At 55.4% G+C, this 17448-nt stretch carries 15 protein-coding genes, 2 pseudogenes and 1 riboswitch; of the genes and pseudogenes, 5 read left to right on the top strand and 12 right to left on the bottom strand.

Features of this window, described 5'->3' with window-relative positions:
• Positions 1–15: 15 nt before the first annotated feature.
• Genes M0Q23_06435 through M0Q23_06425 form a run of 3 tightly spaced genes read right to left on the bottom strand, consistent with a single transcriptional unit; the run spans position 16 to position 4197 of the window.
• Positions 16–1392 (bottom strand): sigma-54 dependent transcriptional regulator, encoded by a 1377-nt coding sequence (locus tag M0Q23_06435; GenBank protein ID MCK9528271.1) that lies wholly within the window; start codon positions 1390–1392, stop codon positions 16–18.
• The gene (locus tag M0Q23_06430) at positions 1389–4040 is read right to left on the bottom strand and encodes an ATP-binding protein (GenBank protein MCK9528270.1); all 2652 of its coding nucleotides are present in this window, start codon (positions 4038–4040) and stop codon (positions 1389–1391) included. The genes M0Q23_06435 and M0Q23_06430 overlap by 4 nt, the downstream gene beginning before the upstream one ends.
• Positions 4012–4197 (bottom strand): hypothetical protein, encoded by a 186-nt coding sequence (locus M0Q23_06425; GenBank protein MCK9528269.1) that lies wholly within the window; start codon positions 4195–4197, stop codon positions 4012–4014. Before M0Q23_06425 ends, M0Q23_06430 begins: the two co-directional genes overlap by 29 nt.
• Positions 4198–4648: 451 nt before the next feature.
• Here M0Q23_06425 and atpE point away from each other — a divergent pair, with 451 nt between their 5' ends.
• Positions 4649–5026, top strand: a complete 378-nt coding sequence (gene atpE / locus M0Q23_06420) for an ATP synthase F0 subunit C (protein ID MCK9528268.1) — start codon at positions 4649–4651, stop codon at positions 5024–5026.
• Between the two features lie 57 nt (positions 5027–5083).
• Positions 5084–6388, top strand: a complete 1305-nt coding sequence (locus M0Q23_06415; GenBank protein MCK9528267.1) for a cache domain-containing protein — start codon at positions 5084–5086, stop codon at positions 6386–6388.
• 124 nt (positions 6389–6512) lie between these two features.
• On the opposite strand, the gene M0Q23_06410 is transcribed toward M0Q23_06415, so the two are convergent.
• Complete coding sequence (locus M0Q23_06410) at positions 6513–6650, bottom strand: hypothetical protein (protein MCK9528266.1); 138 nt, start codon at positions 6648–6650, stop codon at positions 6513–6515.
• Between the two features lie 194 nt (positions 6651–6844).
• Between M0Q23_06410 and M0Q23_06405 the strand changes: the two genes are divergently transcribed.
• Positions 6845–8242: a CoA-binding protein gene (locus M0Q23_06405; GenBank protein MCK9528265.1), complete on the top strand. Its 1398-nt coding sequence runs from the start codon at positions 6845–6847 to the stop codon at positions 8240–8242.
• On the opposite strand, the gene M0Q23_06400 is transcribed toward M0Q23_06405, so the two are convergent.
• From M0Q23_06400 to M0Q23_06385, 4 genes are read right to left on the bottom strand one after another with little or no spacing between them, the layout of a single operon-like run.
• Positions 8214–9107 carry a hypothetical protein gene (locus M0Q23_06400; GenBank protein ID MCK9528264.1) on the bottom strand — a complete coding sequence of 298 codons (894 nt, stop codon included), beginning with the start codon at positions 9105–9107 and terminating at the stop codon, positions 8214–8216. The genes M0Q23_06405 and M0Q23_06400 overlap by 29 nt on opposite strands.
• Positions 9108–9121: 14 nt before the next feature.
• Positions 9122–10417, bottom strand: coding sequence for a phosphomethylpyrimidine synthase ThiC (gene thiC, locus M0Q23_06395; protein ID MCK9528263.1), 1296 nt, complete (start codon positions 10415–10417; stop codon positions 9122–9124).
• A 27-nt stretch (positions 10418–10444) separates the two neighbouring features.
• Positions 10445–11254 (bottom strand): bifunctional hydroxymethylpyrimidine kinase/phosphomethylpyrimidine kinase, encoded by an 810-nt coding sequence (gene thiD, locus M0Q23_06390; GenBank protein ID MCK9528262.1) that lies wholly within the window; start codon positions 11252–11254, stop codon positions 10445–10447.
• A gap of 33 nt (positions 11255–11287) precedes the next feature.
• Entirely contained in the window at positions 11288–11938 is a 651-nt protein-coding gene (locus M0Q23_06385) for a thiamine diphosphokinase (GenBank protein ID MCK9528261.1), read from the bottom strand.
• Between the two features lie 61 nt (positions 11939–11999).
• A riboswitch (TPP riboswitch) is annotated at positions 12000–12090 on the bottom strand.
• A 598-nt stretch (positions 12091–12688) separates the two neighbouring features.
• On the opposite strand from M0Q23_06385, the gene M0Q23_06380 reads away from it, so the two are divergent.
• Positions 12689–12835, top strand: a complete 147-nt coding sequence (locus M0Q23_06380; GenBank protein ID MCK9528260.1) for a hypothetical protein — start codon at positions 12689–12691, stop codon at positions 12833–12835.
• A gap of 19 nt (positions 12836–12854) precedes the next feature.
• Positions 12855–13976 carry a sodium ion-translocating decarboxylase subunit beta gene (locus M0Q23_06375; protein ID MCK9528259.1) on the top strand — a complete coding sequence of 374 codons (1122 nt, stop codon included), beginning with the start codon at positions 12855–12857 and terminating at the stop codon, positions 13974–13976.
• Here M0Q23_06375 and M0Q23_06370 read toward each other — a convergent pair.
• From M0Q23_06370 to M0Q23_06355, 4 genes and pseudogenes are all read right to left on the bottom strand, one after another.
• Complete coding sequence (locus M0Q23_06370; GenBank protein ID MCK9528258.1) at positions 13962–15563, bottom strand: B12-binding domain-containing radical SAM protein; 1602 nt, start codon at positions 15561–15563, stop codon at positions 13962–13964. The genes M0Q23_06375 and M0Q23_06370 overlap by 15 nt on opposite strands.
• A 187-nt stretch (positions 15564–15750) precedes the next feature.
• Positions 15751–15903: pseudogene (gene lacA, locus M0Q23_06365) on the bottom strand (galactoside O-acetyltransferase).
• Positions 15904–16002: 99 nt separating this feature from the next.
• Positions 16003–16098, bottom strand: a pseudogene (locus tag M0Q23_06360) (hypothetical protein).
• Positions 16099–16307: 209 nt separating this feature from the next.
• Positions 16308–17447 (bottom strand): hypothetical protein, encoded by a 1140-nt coding sequence (locus tag M0Q23_06355; GenBank protein ID MCK9528257.1) that lies wholly within the window; start codon positions 17445–17447, stop codon positions 16308–16310.
• Position 17448 lies beyond the last annotated feature (1 nt).

The raw sequence follows: 17448 nt of genomic DNA, 5'->3' as shown, positions 1-17448 counted from the left end.
CGGGTTCATCGGAATTCAATCACGTTCGAAGGAAATGCCGTATTTTTCCAGCTTTCGCTCGAAGGTCGGGCGGGCGATGCCGAGGGTCTGGCAGATTTCACCTTTGTTCAGGGTTGTTTCCTTGACAATTCTCCGTATGTGTCGTTCTTCCACTTCATTGAGCGTGAGAAACCGCCCCTGTTCGTCACGCCCGTCGTCAGCCGGTTCACTGCCGGAGGCTCTTTCCTTTTCCATAAGAAGATCGGGAAAGTCGTTTTTCCCCAGTATCTGTCCCTTGGAGATCACGGCGGCCCGGACCAGAAGGTTTTCAAGTTCCCTGATGTTCCCGGGCCAGTCATAGGCATGGAACATCTTCAGAACCTCCTCCGACACACCGCCGATGCGCTTGTGAAGATCGATGTTGATTTTCGTCAGGAGGTGATCGATGAGGGGGCTCAGGTCTTCCGGCCTCTCCCGAAGGGGAGGGATGGTAATGGAAACGATATTCAGCCGGTAGAACAGATCATCCCTGAACGAACCCTGTTTCACCATGGCCTGCAGATCTTTGTTCGTTGCCGTGATAACCCGTGCATTCACAGGGACTATTTCCTTGCCGCCCACGCGCTCGACTTCCCGCTCCTGGAGTACTCTGAGGAGTTTAGCCTGAAGGTTGAGAGACATCTCGCTGATCTCGTCCAGGAACACGCTGCCGTGGCCGGCAAGCTCAAATTTACCCTGTTTTCGGGCAATCGCCCCGGTAAAGGAACCCCTTTCGTGACCAAAGAGTTCCGATTCAAGCAGGGTCTCGACGATAGCGGAGCAGTTTACGGCGATATAAGGTTCTCCCGGAGAGGTGTTGTTGTGGATTACCTTGGCGATCAGTTCCTTACCCGTACCGCTTTCACCCTGAATCAACACGGTCGCCTTGCTCTGGGAAACCACGCCGATGGTTTTGAAAATTTCCCTCATCCGCGCTCCGGTGCCGATGATGTCTCCGGTTTTGAAATTCCTGGTCGGCTCCATGAGAAACTCGTTGATTTTCTTTTCCATTTCAACGGTCTTAAGGGCTTTCCTGATGGCGATGTCCAGTTCGTCGATATTGATGGGCTTGTGTATGTAATCGAAGGCCCCCAGCTTCATGGCCATGATAGTGGACTCCATGTCGTGGTAAGCCGTTATCATGATCACCTTAACGTTCTCATCCTCTTCCTGGAGATCTTCCAGGATGGAAAATCCGTCAACATCGGGAAGCCGTATGTCCAGGATCACCACATCGGCGGGTTCATCCACGAAACAGTTCAATCCTTCCGTTCCTGTCATGGCAACACGGACACGGTAGCCCTCCTCACTCAGGTACAGCTCGAGGGATTCACAGATTGAACTGTCGTCATCGATAACAAGAATGTTTTTCATTCTTTCAGCCCTTCCTGCTTCGGGCCGCCCCACCCGGATTGCGACACAGGAATCATCATGACTACCTTCGTGCCTCTTCCTTCGGCACTGAAAATCTCGATCCGGCCCCCATGAACGTCCATGATCTTCTTGACTTGAGCAAGGCCGAGACCGGTGCCATATTTTTTTCGACTGAAAAAGGGATTGAAGAGGGATGACATATGCTCCTCTTCAATACCGCACCCATCATCCTCGATCTCGAGAATTACAAATCCCGACTCCCGGTGTGAAGTTGTCGTCCTGATACGCAGATGCCCTCTCTCATCCATGGCGTCCGTGGCGTTTATAAGTATATTGATAAACGCTTGAGCCATCATGCCCTGATCGACATCGACAGGAGGGAGATCGTCATCGTAGTCGCGGTCGACCAGTATCCTCTTGTCCGTCAGTTCCTTTTCCACCATGAGCATGGAATGTTCCAGGATCGCCTCCAATTGTACCGTCTCCCGTTCAGGCTCGGCGGGCTTGGCAAAAAGCAGCACATCGCGAACGAGTTGAGACAGGTGTTCCACCTCCCGCTGGGCTATCTGGAATCGCTTCAGGTCGTTCCCGGCAGGCTTCATTCTCCGTTCCAGTACCTGGAGACTCATCTTGATGGATGACAGGGCGTTCCTCAACTCGTGGGCAATGCCCGCCGACAGGTGGCCCAGGGCCGCCAGTTTTTCATTGTCGAAAATCGTCTTCTGAAGCTGCCGGATCTCGGTGATGTCCTGCTGTATCAAGAGAATACGGTCCGTCCCGGGAATGGGCCGGGGTGTCAGGAGCAGAAGGCGCCTCGACCCGTCATGGGCAGTCGCCTCCATCTGGAAGGCCCGGAAATCCCCCTTCTTCATGCCCTCCCATTTGCCGAGAACCAGGTCCCTGCTTTCGGGACTTACAAAATCAGAAAAATGGGTACCCTTCAGGGGTTTTTGCCCCGCCGCGCTTTCACGGCTTGCATAATTGATAACACCTTCTCCGTCGATGTCAAAAATCTGTTCCGGAAGAGCATCGATCATGAACTGCAGGTAGGTGTAAAGCCCCTCTATCTCCTTCCTGAGCCTGATATTGACCTCCAGTTCGTTCTGAATGGTTTCGGCGTTTTCCTTCAGGCTGAATTCCAGTTCTTTCTCCCGTGTTATATCCTGAAGAGTTTCTATAGCGGCAATAATGTTGCCTTTTTCATCACGAATTGGGGCGGCGAGAAAATAGAGATACCGGTTTTTGCCTCCCAGATTTTCATAGTAGTCATATGCCTCGTAGGCATCCTGAACGGTTTCCGACTTTTGTATCTGCTTCTTTCCGTAATAGGCATCGAGAATTTCCAGATTTCCGTCGACAATGATGTCGGCAATCAGGGGACGTTTCACCTTGTACAGGGGAAGATAGTGTCTGTCCGTCCCCACCATGTCGCCGGACCCGTACCCGGTGAGTTCCGCGAGGGCTTTGTTCCAGAACATGATCCGATGGTCATTGCCGATAACCATTGTCGGAACGGGAGAACCTTCGATGATCCCCTCAACGGTCTTCGTCTCCCGTACAAGCTGACTCTGCCATTCTTCCCGTTCCTTGAGCCGCTTCAGTGCTTCATCCCATTTCGTCTGGCGCTGCACCATATATCCGACGGCCCCTCCCGCGACAATCAAGAGGATGATCAAGCCGATTGAACCCACGGCGATATTCAGAAACACCTTGCGCATGAGTTCCACCACAACGCGATAGGGAGTGACCAGGGCAATGGTCCACCGGGTGTCTGCGGTCACGATGGGAGCCGCCGCGACGATCACCCGTTCTACATGTCCCTGGGAGTCGCGAATCATGAAATCGCCGTATCCGGGGGTATGGGACATGAAAAAGTCCTGCCATGACCGGCTTCCGGCGGGATCAGCGGAAAGTATGTCCATATTTCGTCCGATACAATGAGGGTCTGAGTGAACCATGATTGTACCATCATCGGCGAAGAGCCAGTTGTCCATGGATTTTGCCTGCCCCAGGGAACCGGCGTATCGATCCATGATGGCATCGAGGGACAGGACGGCCACAATCGAGCCCCTGTGGTTGCCGAGGTGATCCTGTCGCTTTACGTTGATGATGAAGGACGATCCCGCCGCGGCGTCATCGGAGTCAGGGAACCGGACAAAAGGACAGGGGAGCATCTCCCGAAGACTTCCCGGTGTCAGCAGGCAATCAACCCAGTTCGCCGTTACGAGGTCTGCCTCTGCGGAGCTTTCGGGCCGGATTGCGATGGGCCTGTCACCGTCGTCCAGGAGCGCGACGACCCGTACTGTTTTCTTCACGCTTTCATAGAAAATATCAAGGTTCTCAATTGCCGAGGGATGATCCGGCCCTTCCATTTCCATGAAACTCAAGAAAAGCTTCATGCCCTGACGCACCCCATGCAGGGCATCCTCAATGCCCGCTGCAGCGGTTTCTGCTATGGCCGCATGACGATCACCGAACTGCTGGACACGGTCCACTTCCCGGGCATGCCTCATTGCATAGGACAGGACCAGAATCAGTATGATCAGTGTCACAACGGCGATACCGATGGACACCTGCATGTCGAAGGGTTTGAACCTGGAACGGAACGAACTCACTACCTTATCCTCCATCCTCGTCGCTATCTTCATCCGGTGACTGCTTGTCTTTCATGCCGAGGAGAATATAAACACCGATCGCCGCTCCCAGCGAAATAAGGAGAGAGACAAGTCCGCTTTCAAAGCCGATAACCCAGTCACAGAGAAGCCACACCACGAGATAGGCGGCCAGAGAAAGAATTTCCTGCATTTGGGAACATCTCCATATCATGACCGCGAAGAGGCGGCCCTTATGTTGCTTCTTAATACAGGTACGTCCTTTTATTATCAAACAAATTTTGAAATTTTGCCGCAACCTGTTAGACTGGTGCGTACCGGTTCACGGAACGGACCCTGGGAATCGGGGGTGCGGGGTTTTTGTCCCGGAACCGTTTTTGACTTTTTGTTCAACCGCAAGATCTGTTTTTTCAAGAAACGTTCAATGGCGTACCTGTTTCGGGCTGACCCTGAGTCGTCCATAACAGATCGATTTTATGAATGTAACTCTTGTCGAAACGGCTTTACGGGAACATGGCACGCAGTTTGCTGAAGTCTAGGGTAACACATGAGCGAGACGGGAATCGCGAATGTTCTCCGAGAACCCCATGATTCCCGGTCGCAGCACAACTACACGTCAGGGTAAAGAGAAAGGAGATACCGGAATGAAAGGCACATCACAGAAATTGCTCTTTGGATTATTGGCGGCTGTTTTCGTATTATGGGCAACCGCGCCATTTGCCTTTGCGGGCGATATAATCCCCTCCGATGGAGCACCTTACACGAAGGCTATTTTTGCCTTTGGAGCCATGCTTGGAGCAGGCATCTCCATGGGTTTCGGAGCCATCGGCGCCGGGTCCGGTATCGGTACCGCGGCGAGCGGGGCCTGTAGCGCTGTCGGAAGGAATCCCGGCGTCCAGGGTAAAATCCTCATCACCATGCTCGTTGGTATGGCCATGGCAGAGGCCGTTGCCATTTACGCACTCGTTGTCGCGCTCGTGCTGCTTTTCGCAAACCCCTTCACGAGAGTCTTTTTGGGCTGAAACGGAATTTCGCCAAACAGACATCGCTAACTTACAACGAGGTAGGGGGAAAAAGAAATGACAAAAAAAGAACAAGGTAAGCAGTTTTTCACCGTATCAAGACTTTTCTTCCTGCTTATCGTCATCCCCTTGGTATTAATGGCATTTTTCATCGCCAACAGTATTCTACAGTTAGGGGAAACGTCAAAGATAGGGACCATTTCGGCCCTCGACGAAAAATTTCAGCAGTCGCTGGAAACCCGTTCCGTGTCGATAGCAAACAGTGTCGCCGATTTTCTGAAACAAGTTGAAAAAGACGCGCTGGTCGCCACGATCCTTCCTACAACCGCTGAGACCTACAAGGAGTTCGTGCAGACAAACAGGCAGGCTCTTTGGGTGAAGCGAGACGGATCCGTTGTCAGGGCGCTCGTCCCGCTGTACCGTGAAATGGCTCTCATCGACCGGAGTGGAAAGGAACTCATCAAGATAGTCGACGGCTCGGTGGTTCCCGAGGCCCAGCTGGTAAATGTCAGTGATCCCGCGAACACCACCTACAAATCGGAAAATTATTTCGCCAAGGCACAAACTCTTCAAAAGGCGGACGTCTACATGTCAACCTTGACGGGATGGTACGTGGACAGGGACTCTTTTGAAAAGGGGCGGAGATTTGACGGAATCATACGCATTGCCACACCGGTCTTTGATCAGCAGGGATTTTCGGGGCTGATTACCCTTGCCCTGGACTCACGACATCTCACAAAGTTTACCGACAACGTCATTCCCACGGAGACCGGTTCAGTGCTTGAAGCGGATGCCACCACGGGTAACTATGCCTACATGGTCGATCACAGGGATTTCATGATTGCCCATCCCGTGGACTCTCATATCGTCGGTCTCTACCCGGACGGAACACCCGTTCCTCCTCTGACGAAAGAGACTGCCGACGAGATGTCCGGGCGGGGGGAAGAAATTCTCAACATAAACCTCATGGGTTTTATCGATCCTGAACTTCCCCTCGTGGCGAGCGACGCGGCGGCAGGTAACGCCGGAACCAGGGTGTACACCTTCGCAGGCCATCAAAAAATAGTCTCCTACGCGCCCATCGGCTACTATTCCCAATTCTTCCCCGAACCGGGCGGCTTCGGGTGGGTGGCACTGTCGGTCAACGTGGACAAGTTCAATGAACAGGCCCTCGCGGCAGCCGCGAAAATCGACGAGGAGTCGCGGGCCTGGATGACAACGATAATTCTGATAATCGTCATCTCGGTGGTCCTGCTCTTCCTGATTTCTTCGATCCTCGCCCGGGGTATAACCCGGTCCATAGAGTCGGAGATCCCCGAGGAGTCATTGAATCCTCCCGACTATGACGACGATGACGATTAAACAACGCCGGTGACGGAGATGTCCCGGAAATACCAGTGGGCCGGAAGCAGACAGCCGCTTCCGGCCCTTTTCTGTCTCCTCCGTGAAGAAGGTTTTGCTGCCTTGCCTTGAGGGACCGGTACTGTCAGAAATGGAAGCAATAGACAAAAAGGATCACCGCAACCAGGTACAGAACCGTCACGGCCATCCCGACTTTCATGAAATCCCTGTTGCTGTATCCTCCGGGGGACATGATCAGAACCGTCATAATCTGAGGAGTCATCGATTCACCCCGTCGTCATCGGTGAAGAGTACCCCGGAGACCGGGTGAAATCAATCGGAAACAGCACACAGTCCATTCGCTGAATTCCCCGCCCGGATTGACCTTTGACTGGACGACGGGCTGCAAATGTAGTATCGAAGGTCACTGGAAGGTTTCCCCGGAACATAACACCTGATATTGTGAGGAGTCGACCCATGCGATCCATTGCGAAGGTACTGGCATCAAAAAACATAGCTATATTCGGCGCTTCCGAAAACCCGTTCAAACCGGGCTCCATGCTTATAGCGACGCTCCGGAACACGGGCTTCACGGGAAGGATCGCCGGCGTCAATCCCGGTGGCGGCGAATTCAATGGGGTACCCCTGTATCGATCGATAGAAGAGGTTCCCTTCGACGTGGATATCGCCTCTATTATCATTCCCCCCGAGGCGGTCCCGGAAGCATTGAAGTCCTGCGCGCGGAAGGGTGTCAAGGGGGTGGTGATCAGCTCGGAGGGTTTCTCTGAGGGGGACGGAACAGGACAGGCCATCCAGGAGGAAGTCCGTACCATACTCCGGGATTCCAACATGCGGGGATTCGGACCGAACACACTGGGGCTGGTGAATACGGAAACAGGGATGACCACGTCCTATGTCGCGGACTCAACCATGATGATGCCGGGATCCGTGGGATTTGCCGCCCAGTCGGGCATTTTCGTGGGAGCATTGCTCATGTACATGTGTACCTGGCCCGTCTACAGGATTTCCAAGGCCCTGGGCCTGGGAAACAAGGTCGACGTCGACGAAAGCGACGCCTTGGAATATCTGGCCCGGGACGAACAGACCCGGATCATCGGCATGTATCTCGAAGACATCCGCGACGGAAGACGTTTTCTGGATGAGGCCCGGAAGGCCGTCCTCGAGAAACCGGTCATCATCCTCAAGGGCGGACGAAGTGAAGCGGGAAGCACAGCCACGGCCACCCACACGGGCAGCCTCGCCGTGAATGACGCCGTCCTGGACGGGGCGCTGCGTCAGGTGGGTGTTCTTCGCGCGGACGGGATTGACGAGCTTCTGGCCATGATCATGGGCTTTCAATGGGCCCCGGTACCCCGGGGCAACCGGATCGCCGTGGTAACCTTCAGTGGAGCTCAGGCAATCATGGCAATCGACAGGGCTTCGGACGAGGGTCTTCTCCTGACAGCTTTCGCGTCGGAAACCATCGACCGTCTGGGCTCCGTCATCTCATCGAAGTCGAAACGAAAAAACCCCGTTGACATTTTCCCGGACATGATGATTCACGGTTTTGAAAAAACATCCCTGGAGATTGTCGGCGCCCTCCTCGACGATGACGGTGTGGACGGCATTCTTTTCATCGGTTTCGCGGCATTCGGTACCGTGATGATTCGTTCCCTGGCCGACATGGTCGCCTCGAAGGCTCGAAAGCCTGTGTTCTTTACCTTCTTGGGCGGAGTCGATGACATGTCCCAGTGCCGTGATTTCATGATGGAGCGAAAGCTGCCGGTCTTCACCTTTCCCGAGCAGGGTTTGACGGTCTTTGCCCGCATGTGGGAATACGGGAAGCTCACGAACAGATCGACCGATACTCTGTAGAAACAACCCGTTCAACGTCCCGAATCACCTCTCCCAGGGAACGGACAAGCGCCGGGGATCCGGATCCATCTCCACGGTATCCGGTCGTCCGGTCGGCAAAAAACGTAACGACCCGCGGAGGTGATCCAAAAACATCTTCAACCAGGGCAACCGTCTGGAACCGCCGTTCCAGCACCCGCGGCCATGTCCCGTAGTCGCTTCCCCCCGCTTCATTGAAGCCGAAATCGTCGACCAGGAGTGTGGCACAGTTTCGGTAACAGGGTACCGAGGCACGAAGCAGTTCCCAGAAGCGCCGGTCCGCTTTTATCCATCCCAGGTCCGCTGAGTTGGCCACCAGAAAGGGTGTCCTGCCGGCTCCTTCAGGACCCTTTGGGGGCCTGGTTCCAAGTGCCCGGGCTTCCAGGCCGAGTGTCCTGAAGGATTCGATAACAGCCTTGGTTGCTTCGGCGTAATGGTCCGTAACGACCACCACGGAGGTTGCCGGGTTGTTCCGAAGACTACAGAGGGAGCTTTTCCACTTCGGATCCACGCGAAAGGAACCGAAGTACCGCCCGGTAAAGGACATCACGGCCCGCCGGAGATCATCTTTCGGAACCGGCATCGGCAGGGTTTCCTTTAATTGCCTCTCCATGAGCGCCCCGTAGCCTGCGCCGGTGGTACTCCCTTCAGCCCAGACAGGATGTATGATCCGCTCCCAGAAAAAATCGGTATCTCTGACCCCGAGTCCGTGGAGGCCGGAAGAAATCAGCTCTTTCATCAGAACTCCAGGGGTGCCGAATCGCACCGAATCGAAACAAAGCGTCCCGGAATAATCAATGAATACGAGAATCCCGTCGTCCATGCCCCGTTGCCCCTGTTCTGTCATGGGAACCACCGCCGTCAGGCATCATGTCCGGCGTCCAGACGCCCCTTGCCCAGTTTGATGGCACAGAATTCGCCGCACATGGTGCAGCCCTCATCGGCGGCACTCCCGCTCTTTTCAAGCAGAGCGGCGGCACGAAGGGGATCAAGGGCAACACGGATCTGCCCCTCCCAGTCGAACTCCCCGCGGTAACGGGCCATGGCATGGTCACGATCGACGGCTCCCGGCAGACCCTTGGCGATGTCGGCAATATGGGCGGCGATCCTCGACGCGACAACGCCTTCCCTCACGTCATCCAGGGTGGGCAGCTTCAGATGTTCCGCCGGCGTCACATAGCAGAGAAAATCCGCTCCCGCGGCGCCGGCGACAGCCCCGCCGATGGCGGATGTGATGTGATCGTAGCCTGGGACGATATCGGTGGGAAGCGGCCCCAGAACGTAGAATGGTACTTCCCCGCAAAGGCTTTTCTGAAGCGCCACATTGGTCTCGATCTCTTTGAGGGGGACATGCCCCGGTCCCTCGATTATGACCTGGACACCGTAATCTCGTGCCCGCTTCGTCAATTCTCCCAGGAGAATCAGTTCCTGGATCTGGCCCCGGTCGGTGGCATCGGCAAGGCATCCCGGGCGGAGACCGTCGCCAAGGCTCAGCACCATGTCATACTGCTTTACGATTTCCAGCAGGCGATCGTACTCTTCGTACAGCGGGTTTTCCCGGTTGTTGAATTTCATCCACCGGGAAAGAATGCTGCCGCCCCTGCTGACGATACCGAGCAGGCGTCCCTGTTCCTCAACACAGGACACGCTCTGACGCGTGACACCGCAATGAACGGTGATAAAATCGACCCCATCGGCACCGTTTTCCTCACAGACATTGAACATATCGTCAGCACTCATCTCAACGATAGCTCTCTTCCGGTCCAGCATGAACGTGGCTGCCTGGTATATGGGAACCGTCCCCATCACGACGGGAGAGGCCCCCAGTATGGTTTTCCGGATGCGTCGCAGGTCTCCGCCGGTGGAAAGGTCCATGACGGCATCAGCACCGTACCGGGCGGCGGTTACAACCTTTTCCACCTCCAGGTCAAGGTCGACACGATCCCGCGACGTCCCCACATTCGCGTTGATCTTGGTGCGAAGTCCCTTTCCAATGGCGCAGGGATCGACGGTCCCGTGAACCCTGTTACGCACCACCACGATGGTCCCCTGTTCAACACCCTGCCTGATATATTCGGGGGAGACTCCCTCCACACCGGCACAGAATGCCATTTCGTCCGAAATGATCCCTCCACGCGCCTGTTCAAGTTGTGTCATTGTCTTTACCATTCCTTTCACGGCATATCATCCGCACGCTTTCCCTCCGACACCCGCCGCATGATTGACAGGACCATGGCCGCCACCGAGAGACAGCGAAAATCGGATCGCCCTGGTTATATACTCCTTTGCTCCGGTCACGGCGTCGTGAACATTCATTCCCATACCGAGTCCCGTGGCGATGGCGGCCGACAGGGTACATCCCGTGCCATGGGTGTTATTCGTTTCTATACGGTCCGCTGAAAACTCATACAATTTTCCACCTTCATACAGAACATCCAGGGCCCTCCCCTTTCTGTGGCCGCCCTTGACAAGAACGCTTCGAGCCCCGAGGCCGGCGATTGCCCGGGCGGCATCTCCCATGTCGGCTTCTGTTAGAATGGCCCGACCCGTCAGTACCTCAGCCTCGGGAATATTGGGCGTCACCACCCGCGCCAGGGGAATAAGGGCCTCGATGAGAGCCCCCTTCGCCTCGTCATGGATCAGGCGGGCCCCGCCCTTGGCCACCATGACCGGATCGACGACAAGGTTTGTAATGCCGTACCCGGAAACCTTCCGGGCCACCAGGCACACCACGTCCGCATTGGCGAGCATACCTGTTTTTGCGGCATCGACACCGATATCCGAGGCTACGGCATCAAACTGCTGCTCCACGAAATCAAGGGGAATCTCGTAAATTCCCTGGACGCCGAGCGTATTCTGGGCCGTGAGGGCGGTTATGACAGACATGCCGAACCCGCCCAGGGCGGTTATGGTTTTAATGTCCGCCTGGATGCCGGCTCCTCCCCCGGAGTCGGATCCCGCTATGGTAAGCACTCGCGCTATGGTCTTCGACATGATTTACCCTTTCACTTCGTGCCGGTCCCGCCGCTACGGAACACTGTTTTTGATAACCAGCAGGCGTCCCGTTTTCAGCCCGATGAATCCTTCCGTTCCGGACAGCCGGTTGCTGATTCCCAGCGATTTCCCCATTTCTATCACACCCTCCGTCAGCGGGTACTCGAATCCCCGAAGGGTGATTCCTGAAACCACCGACGAGAGGGGAAGCAGCGAAACGGTCTGGCCCGCCACGCCGCGAAGGAGCATTTGATCCGTCACGCACGCCATCTCGCAACTTTCATCGATGATTCGCAGGTCAACCTCGGGAGGAACGGCGCCGGCAAGAAGGAATATGTTCGCCAGACTGTGGTCCATGCGCGTTCCCAACGCTCCGAAAATAAGCACTTTCCGGGGCTGGCGCGCGAGGACGTGAGACAGGGCCAGTTCCGTGTCCGTTTCATTCTTGGACGGCGAGTACCGTACTATGGCACTCCCCTTTTCCTGAAAGAACGTAAGCAGACTTCCGTCTATGGAATCCATGTCCCCAACGATACATGCGGGAACGATTCCGATTTCCGCGGCATATCGCGCGCCCCCGTCGGCGCATATGATGACGGCTTCGGGCTCCTTCTCCAGCCATGGGCGAAGGGTTTGAGGGTCCGCGATCTGTCCGCCGGATATAATAAATGCGACTTTATTCATCATCCTCTGTATCCGCGGACTCAAACAAAAAGGCCCGTCCTTACGCCGGACGGGCACCGAAAAAAAGATATCATGGTCTCCCTACGCCGGCATTATCCGGGTCAGGTTCAAAGGGTATCTTCTCAGCCGTTCCGGCACCCCTGAATTCATTCCGTTATTTGAGTCGAGTTAAACGTTTACCACACATCCCGAAGAATAATCAAGCATCCTTCCGGTCCGTTTCCCATTTTTCGGCAGCCGGACGAGGGAGAGGGTGTCTTGACGGACCCCTCCTTACAAAAAACCCTTTTTGTTTTTTCATGACTCTGGTATAAAGAGCAGCCACCGACTCTTTGGAACCCCTTGATGCGAGATATATCATCTCGCATTGAAGGGGCTTTCATTCTTGATGACATTGTAAAAAGTCCTGAAATTACGTTGCGCTGTATTCTCCGTCACCGCGGCGTACTTCGAGATATACCTCATTCGTCAGGATGCGCGCGCCGGGACGGGGAAACTTTTTACGAAGCGAGCCCTTAGAATTATGTCATTTCGAAGAGCGGAGCGACGAGAAATCTTTTGTCACTATCACCCTCCTGAGAGATTTCTCCCTTGCCCTGAAATGACGTTGAGGAGCGGTCGAAATGAAAAAATAGACAGTTTTTCAAAGATCTCGAATCTGTCCTGAATCGGACGTGTTTCGACTTTTTTGCGAGAGCCTTGGAAAGCGCGGGCATACATGAATATCATTGAAAACATCGGAGGGATGCAATGATTGACTGGGCACGGGCATTCGAAATTTTTATCATAGGATTCGGCGGAGTATTCCTGACGCTTATCATACTGCTGTCGGGAGTAGTTCTCTTTTCCAGGATCGTCAACAGCCTGATCAACGCTCTGACGATCAAAAGCGATTAGGGAGGGTTACAAGATTCCGATGGATTCAGGCATATTTCGCGAAATCATTCTTAACACGGGATTCATGAACCTGACGCTCGGCAACATTATAATGTGGGCAATAGCCCTGTTGTTCATCTTCCTCGCAATCAGAAAAAACTATGAACCCCTGTTGCTGGTCCCCATCGGTTTCGGAATGTTTATCGTGAACCTTCCCCTGTCGGGTCTCATGGATGAAGGCGGCCTTCTCTGGGTTCCTTATACCTACGCCATTGACCGTTTCGACCTGATTCCACCGATCATCTTCATGGGTATCGGCGCCATGACGGATTTTCGTCCCGTTCTGGCCAATCCGAAAACACTGCTTCTCGGCGCGGCGGCTCAATTCGGCGTGTACATAACCTTCTTCGGAGCCCTCATGCTGGGGTTTTCCCTGCCTGAAGCGGCTTCTATCGGGATCATCGGGGGGGCGGACGGACCAACGACCATATTCCTTACTTCAAAGCTCGCGCCCCATCTTCTGGGCGCCACGGCAGTGGCCGCCTACTCCTACATGGCCCTTGTCCCCATTATTCAGCCGCCCATCATGAAGCTGTTGACCACCCGGGCGGAGCGCCGGATCAGGATGAAGAGCCTGCGTCACGTGAGCAAGCTCGAGGCAATCGGATTTCCTCTGGTAGCGACCTTGATTATCTGCCTCCTGATTCCCGCCGCTACGCCACTGGTCGGCATGTTTATGGTGGGCAACCTGTTCAAGGAATCCGGTGTGGTCGAACGTCTCTCTTCGACGGCTCAAAACGAGTTGATAAACATCGTTACCATATTCCTGGGACTGTGCATCGGAGCCACCATGCCGGCGGCGGTCTTTTTAAGACCCGAGTCCCTGTTCATATTCGCCCTCGGCATGGTTGCCTTCTCTTTCAGTACGGCGGCAGGCATCGTCATGGCCAAGATTATGAACCTCTTCCTGACGAACAAGTTAAATCCCCTCATCGGGGCTGCCGGCGTGTCGGCCGTACCCATGGCCGCCCGTGTGGCTCAGATTGTCGCGCGAAACGAAGACAAGGGCAATTTCATCCTTATGCAGGCCATGGGACCCAACGTCGCGGGCGTGATAGGGACTTTAGCGGCTGCAGGGCTCTTTCTTTCAATGCTCGGATGAGCAGGTACCGACACGGGTGGACCAGTTCCAGACACGCCCCCGTTCCGACTCACCGGCAACGAGATGGCCCTGGCCGACGAGGCTTTCCACCGTTCTGTAAACGAGGCCGGCGTCACAGCCCGTAGCCGCGGTTATTCCCCCGCAGAGATGCCCCGTGGCGCTGTTCCCGCCGCTTCCGGAATCATCGGGACCGATGGTGCCGTACCGCTCAACCAGATCTTCCGACAGTATGCGATACATTATTTCCGTTCGCAGCCTGCCCTCGATACCCGAGCGTTCTTCTTCCGTTGCGATCCCCTCACGATAGCGGCGGATTGCATCGTTCATCCGCCCCATCAACCTGGTCTCGAAATCTTTTACAAAACGGTTCATATCATCGGCTGTCAGTGCCGACGTTCGAACAATAGCACTGTTCGCGTCATAGCGGCTCCAGTCGTCGGTGAGGATTTCAATGTCATACATAGCAAGTCGGTCCCGTACGGTTGTCCCCGGGAAGGGGGCAAAAAAATGGTACCCATAAAAAATATCGAGGCTTTCGGCAAATCGCTTCGTTTCCTCCAGGGTCTCCGGCGTCTCTCCGGGAAGGCCCACCATGAAGGACGCGTGGGCGAGCACACCCTCATCCTTGCATATCTGAACCGCCTCACGGGCCTGCTCCAGGGTTATCCCCTTGCGAATCCGTTTCAGCATGTCTTTGTTTCCCGATTCGATACCGAAACTGATCGCGTCACAACCTGCCTTCCGCATGATCGAAAGCATTTCCCGGGTAATCGTGTTGACTCGTGAAAAGGCGCTCCAAGAAAACCGTAGCCCGCGACTGAAAATCTCTTCACAGACAGCATGGACCTTGACGGCGTCCGCCGTGAACAGATCATCGGCAACGTTAATACGTGAAAAACCCAACCCCAGGATGGTCTCGATCTCATCCGCCACGGACAGCGCGTTCCGGTTGCGCACGCGCTTACCCACCATGCGTCGTCCCAGGCAGAATATGCAGGAGTTCGGACATCCCCGACTGGTAATGATACTGACGGGGAATCCAAGCGCCTGGTAGCGGGAAATCGGCAGCAGGTGCCGTGCCGGCAGAGGGAGGGAATCGAGGTTCTGAATCAGTTCCCTGGGCTCGGTCACTACGATATCGCCGCCGCGTCGGAAGGCGATACCCTTCACTGACGAGAGGTCTTCTCCGTCCTCAATGACCCTCATCAGGTTCGCTATAGTGGACTCTCCCTCGCCTATGACGATCAGGTCAACTTCGGGATAGCGTTCAAGAGTGTTAACCGCGTCGAAAGAAACATGGGGACCGCCCATGATGGTCATGATCGACGGTTCAATCTCTTTCACGTCCCGTATGATCCCCGCCGCGACATGAAAGTTCATGGTAACCGACGTGGCTCCAACCACGCGGGGATTGAACTCTTCCAGCTGCCGTCCGAGTTTTTCCCGGCTGTATTGTGAAACGATGTAATCGAATATCCTGACGTCCGCACCTGCCGCTTCAAAAGCGGCCGCCACGTAGGTGACGCCCAGGGGTGGCGAAGGGGCTTCTTCCAGGGGATAGGGGGGAGCGATTATGGCAACCTTCATGGCATCACCGGTGCATGTGCACCTAATCACCTTTTCGCGGGAAAAGAAGAGACCTGGCCCAATGAATCAGGGTGTTGTCCCGCAGTTTTTCCCGATCTATGGCGTCGAACCCCTCCCTGAGCGCTTGAGGATCGGCGAACCAGTGAGCCCGTGTAATCATCGGTCGTTCAGGATCGATGTCCCGGACAACGCGGGCCGGATTCCCGGCGGCAACCACATTGGCGGGAATGTCACCGGTAACGACGGAGCCGGCACCGACAACGCTGTTGTCGCCGATGGTAACACCCTTGCAGACAATGGCACTGTCACCGATCCACACATTGTCGCCGATCCGTACGGGCTCACTCTGTCTCAGCGGCGACGTCCGGTCATAGATTCCGTGCCAGTCCGAGTCGGTGACATAGACGCTGGAGGCAAACATGCAGTTGTCACCGATGGTGATACCGTTGGCGGAACTTATGCGGACTCCCGGCGAGATGAGGACGTGCCTGCCTATGCGGATTCCTTCGCCGCTCCCCTCCTCCTCGGGCCACACCGTCAGCCGGACCCGAAAGTCGGAGGTAGCGATGACGTCGGCATGGTCTCCCAATGATATAGGTCCCTGGAAAACATGGACATACCACGGTTTCAGAAAGGTGAACCCTTCACCCAGATAGTCGAACTGGGGACGGAGAAACCGTCGGGCATACCACCGCTGAAAGGCGAGGTCGAGCTGCTTGACGTAGTAGGGACGGTGATCCCGCTTCACAGCCCGCAACTCCCCGCCTCTTTCCCGGTCAGATCTGTCCGGTCGGAGACGATTCTTTTTTTCATGGTTTTTTCAGTACCGGACCGCCGACGTCTTCGAGCGTCGCCCGTCCGCGTCTCCCAGAACCGATGGCTGAAGAGCCGGGCCGCCGGTGTCAACTCCTTCAGGGCGTCCCAGGCGAGAATGATGGCGGCGCTCGTCCAGGATGTTCGTTCTTCAGGCCAGATAACAGCGTCGGGAAAGGTCACGCCCATCCAGTAGGATCCGTCGTCATACTTTTTGTTTTCAATCCAGCGCAAAACCGTCCTGGCCTGCTCGAAGTTGCCTATGGCGGCAAGTGCCAAAGCGCATTCCGCCGTTTCCGCCATGGTAGCCCAGGGACGATCGGAGACACACCGTACCCCCCATTCAGGAACCACAAACTTGTGCCAGTATCTGTCGATCCTTCTGTGGGCGTCCCTGCCCGTAAGGGCTCCGCAGAGAACCGGGTAATACCAGTCCATGGAAAAGCGTGATTTCATCATGTTGAAGAGATTGGGCCTGGTGCGTATAGCGTCACCCAGAGTCACGAGGGCTGTTTTCCACCGTGGCTCCTGCTTTCCCAGCATCTCAGCCAGAGCGATGGCACATTTGAGGCTCATGTAAATCGAGCTGCAACCCGTCAGAAGAGCCATGGGATCCGTAACGCCCTCCTTGTTTTTCGCCCAGTAAATCTGCCCCGTGGGAGCCTGCAGGCTGAGGGCGAAATCTATCCCCCCTTGAAGGGTCGGCCAGAGACGGCGCGGCAGATCGTCATCGTCTGTTATAAGGTGATACTGATAGAGTCCCACGGCGATATAGGAGGACATGTTACTGTCCTTCGTCATGTCTTCGGGAACTCCACCGCGCCAGGAGGCCCACCAACTGCCGTCATCGAGCTGTGTGGCCTCGAGCCACCTGTAGGCCCGCTCCGCTTCTTCCAGACAACCGGCCGCGGCGAGACCCATGGCGCTTTCCACGTGATCCCAGGGATCGGTCTTGCCCCCTTCAGACCAGGGGATCTCTCCGGACTCTTTCTGTAGTCCGGCAATGAAGGACGCCATGAGATCGATGTCGATGACGGGTTTTTGAGCTTTTCTGGACAGAATAGCTTCCATG

The organism is Syntrophales bacterium (assembly GCA_023228425.1).
In the GTDB taxonomy this organism is placed as follows: domain Bacteria; phylum Desulfobacterota; class Syntrophia; order Syntrophales; family UBA2210; genus MLS-D.
This window is presented reverse-complemented; position numbering and strand designations above follow the sequence as displayed.

What these genes read in the sequence shown, in the direction of transcription:
- thiC (MCK9528263.1), bottom strand. Translation starts at nt 10,417, where the DNA reads ATGACACAACTTGAACAGGCGCGTGGAGGGATCATTTCGGACGAAATG.
- M0Q23_06410 (MCK9528266.1), bottom strand. Translation starts at nt 6,650, where the DNA reads ATGACTCCTCAGATTATGACGGTTCTGATCATGTCCCCCGGAGGATAC.
- M0Q23_06435 (MCK9528271.1), bottom strand. Translation starts at nt 1,392, where the DNA reads ATGAAAAACATTCTTGTTATCGATGACGACAGTTCAATCTGTGAATCC.
- M0Q23_06380 (MCK9528260.1), top strand. Translation starts at nt 12,689, where the DNA reads ATGATTGACTGGGCACGGGCATTCGAAATTTTTATCATAGGATTCGGC.
- M0Q23_06385 (MCK9528261.1), bottom strand. Translation starts at nt 11,938, where the DNA reads ATGAATAAAGTCGCATTTATTATATCCGGCGGACAGATCGCGGACCCT.
- M0Q23_06405 (MCK9528265.1), top strand. Translation starts at nt 6,845, where the DNA reads ATGCGATCCATTGCGAAGGTACTGGCATCAAAAAACATAGCTATATTC.
- M0Q23_06400 (MCK9528264.1), bottom strand. Translation starts at nt 9,107, where the DNA reads ATGACAGAACAGGGGCAACGGGGCATGGACGACGGGATTCTCGTATTC.
- M0Q23_06425 (MCK9528269.1), bottom strand. Translation starts at nt 4,197, where the DNA reads ATGCAGGAAATTCTTTCTCTGGCCGCCTATCTCGTGGTGTGGCTTCTC.
- atpE (MCK9528268.1), top strand. Translation starts at nt 4,649, where the DNA reads ATGAAAGGCACATCACAGAAATTGCTCTTTGGATTATTGGCGGCTGTT.
- M0Q23_06355 (MCK9528257.1), bottom strand. Translation starts at nt 17,447, where the DNA reads ATGGAAGCTATTCTGTCCAGAAAAGCTCAAAAACCCGTCATCGACATC.
- M0Q23_06375 (MCK9528259.1), top strand. Translation starts at nt 12,855, where the DNA reads ATGGATTCAGGCATATTTCGCGAAATCATTCTTAACACGGGATTCATG.
- M0Q23_06370 (MCK9528258.1), bottom strand. Translation starts at nt 15,563, where the DNA reads ATGAAGGTTGCCATAATCGCTCCCCCCTATCCCCTGGAAGAAGCCCCT.
- thiD (MCK9528262.1), bottom strand. Translation starts at nt 11,254, where the DNA reads ATGTCGAAGACCATAGCGCGAGTGCTTACCATAGCGGGATCCGACTCC.
- M0Q23_06415 (MCK9528267.1), top strand. Translation starts at nt 5,084, where the DNA reads ATGACAAAAAAAGAACAAGGTAAGCAGTTTTTCACCGTATCAAGACTT.
- M0Q23_06430 (MCK9528270.1), bottom strand. Translation starts at nt 4,040, where the DNA reads ATGAAGATAGCGACGAGGATGGAGGATAAGGTAGTGAGTTCGTTCCGT.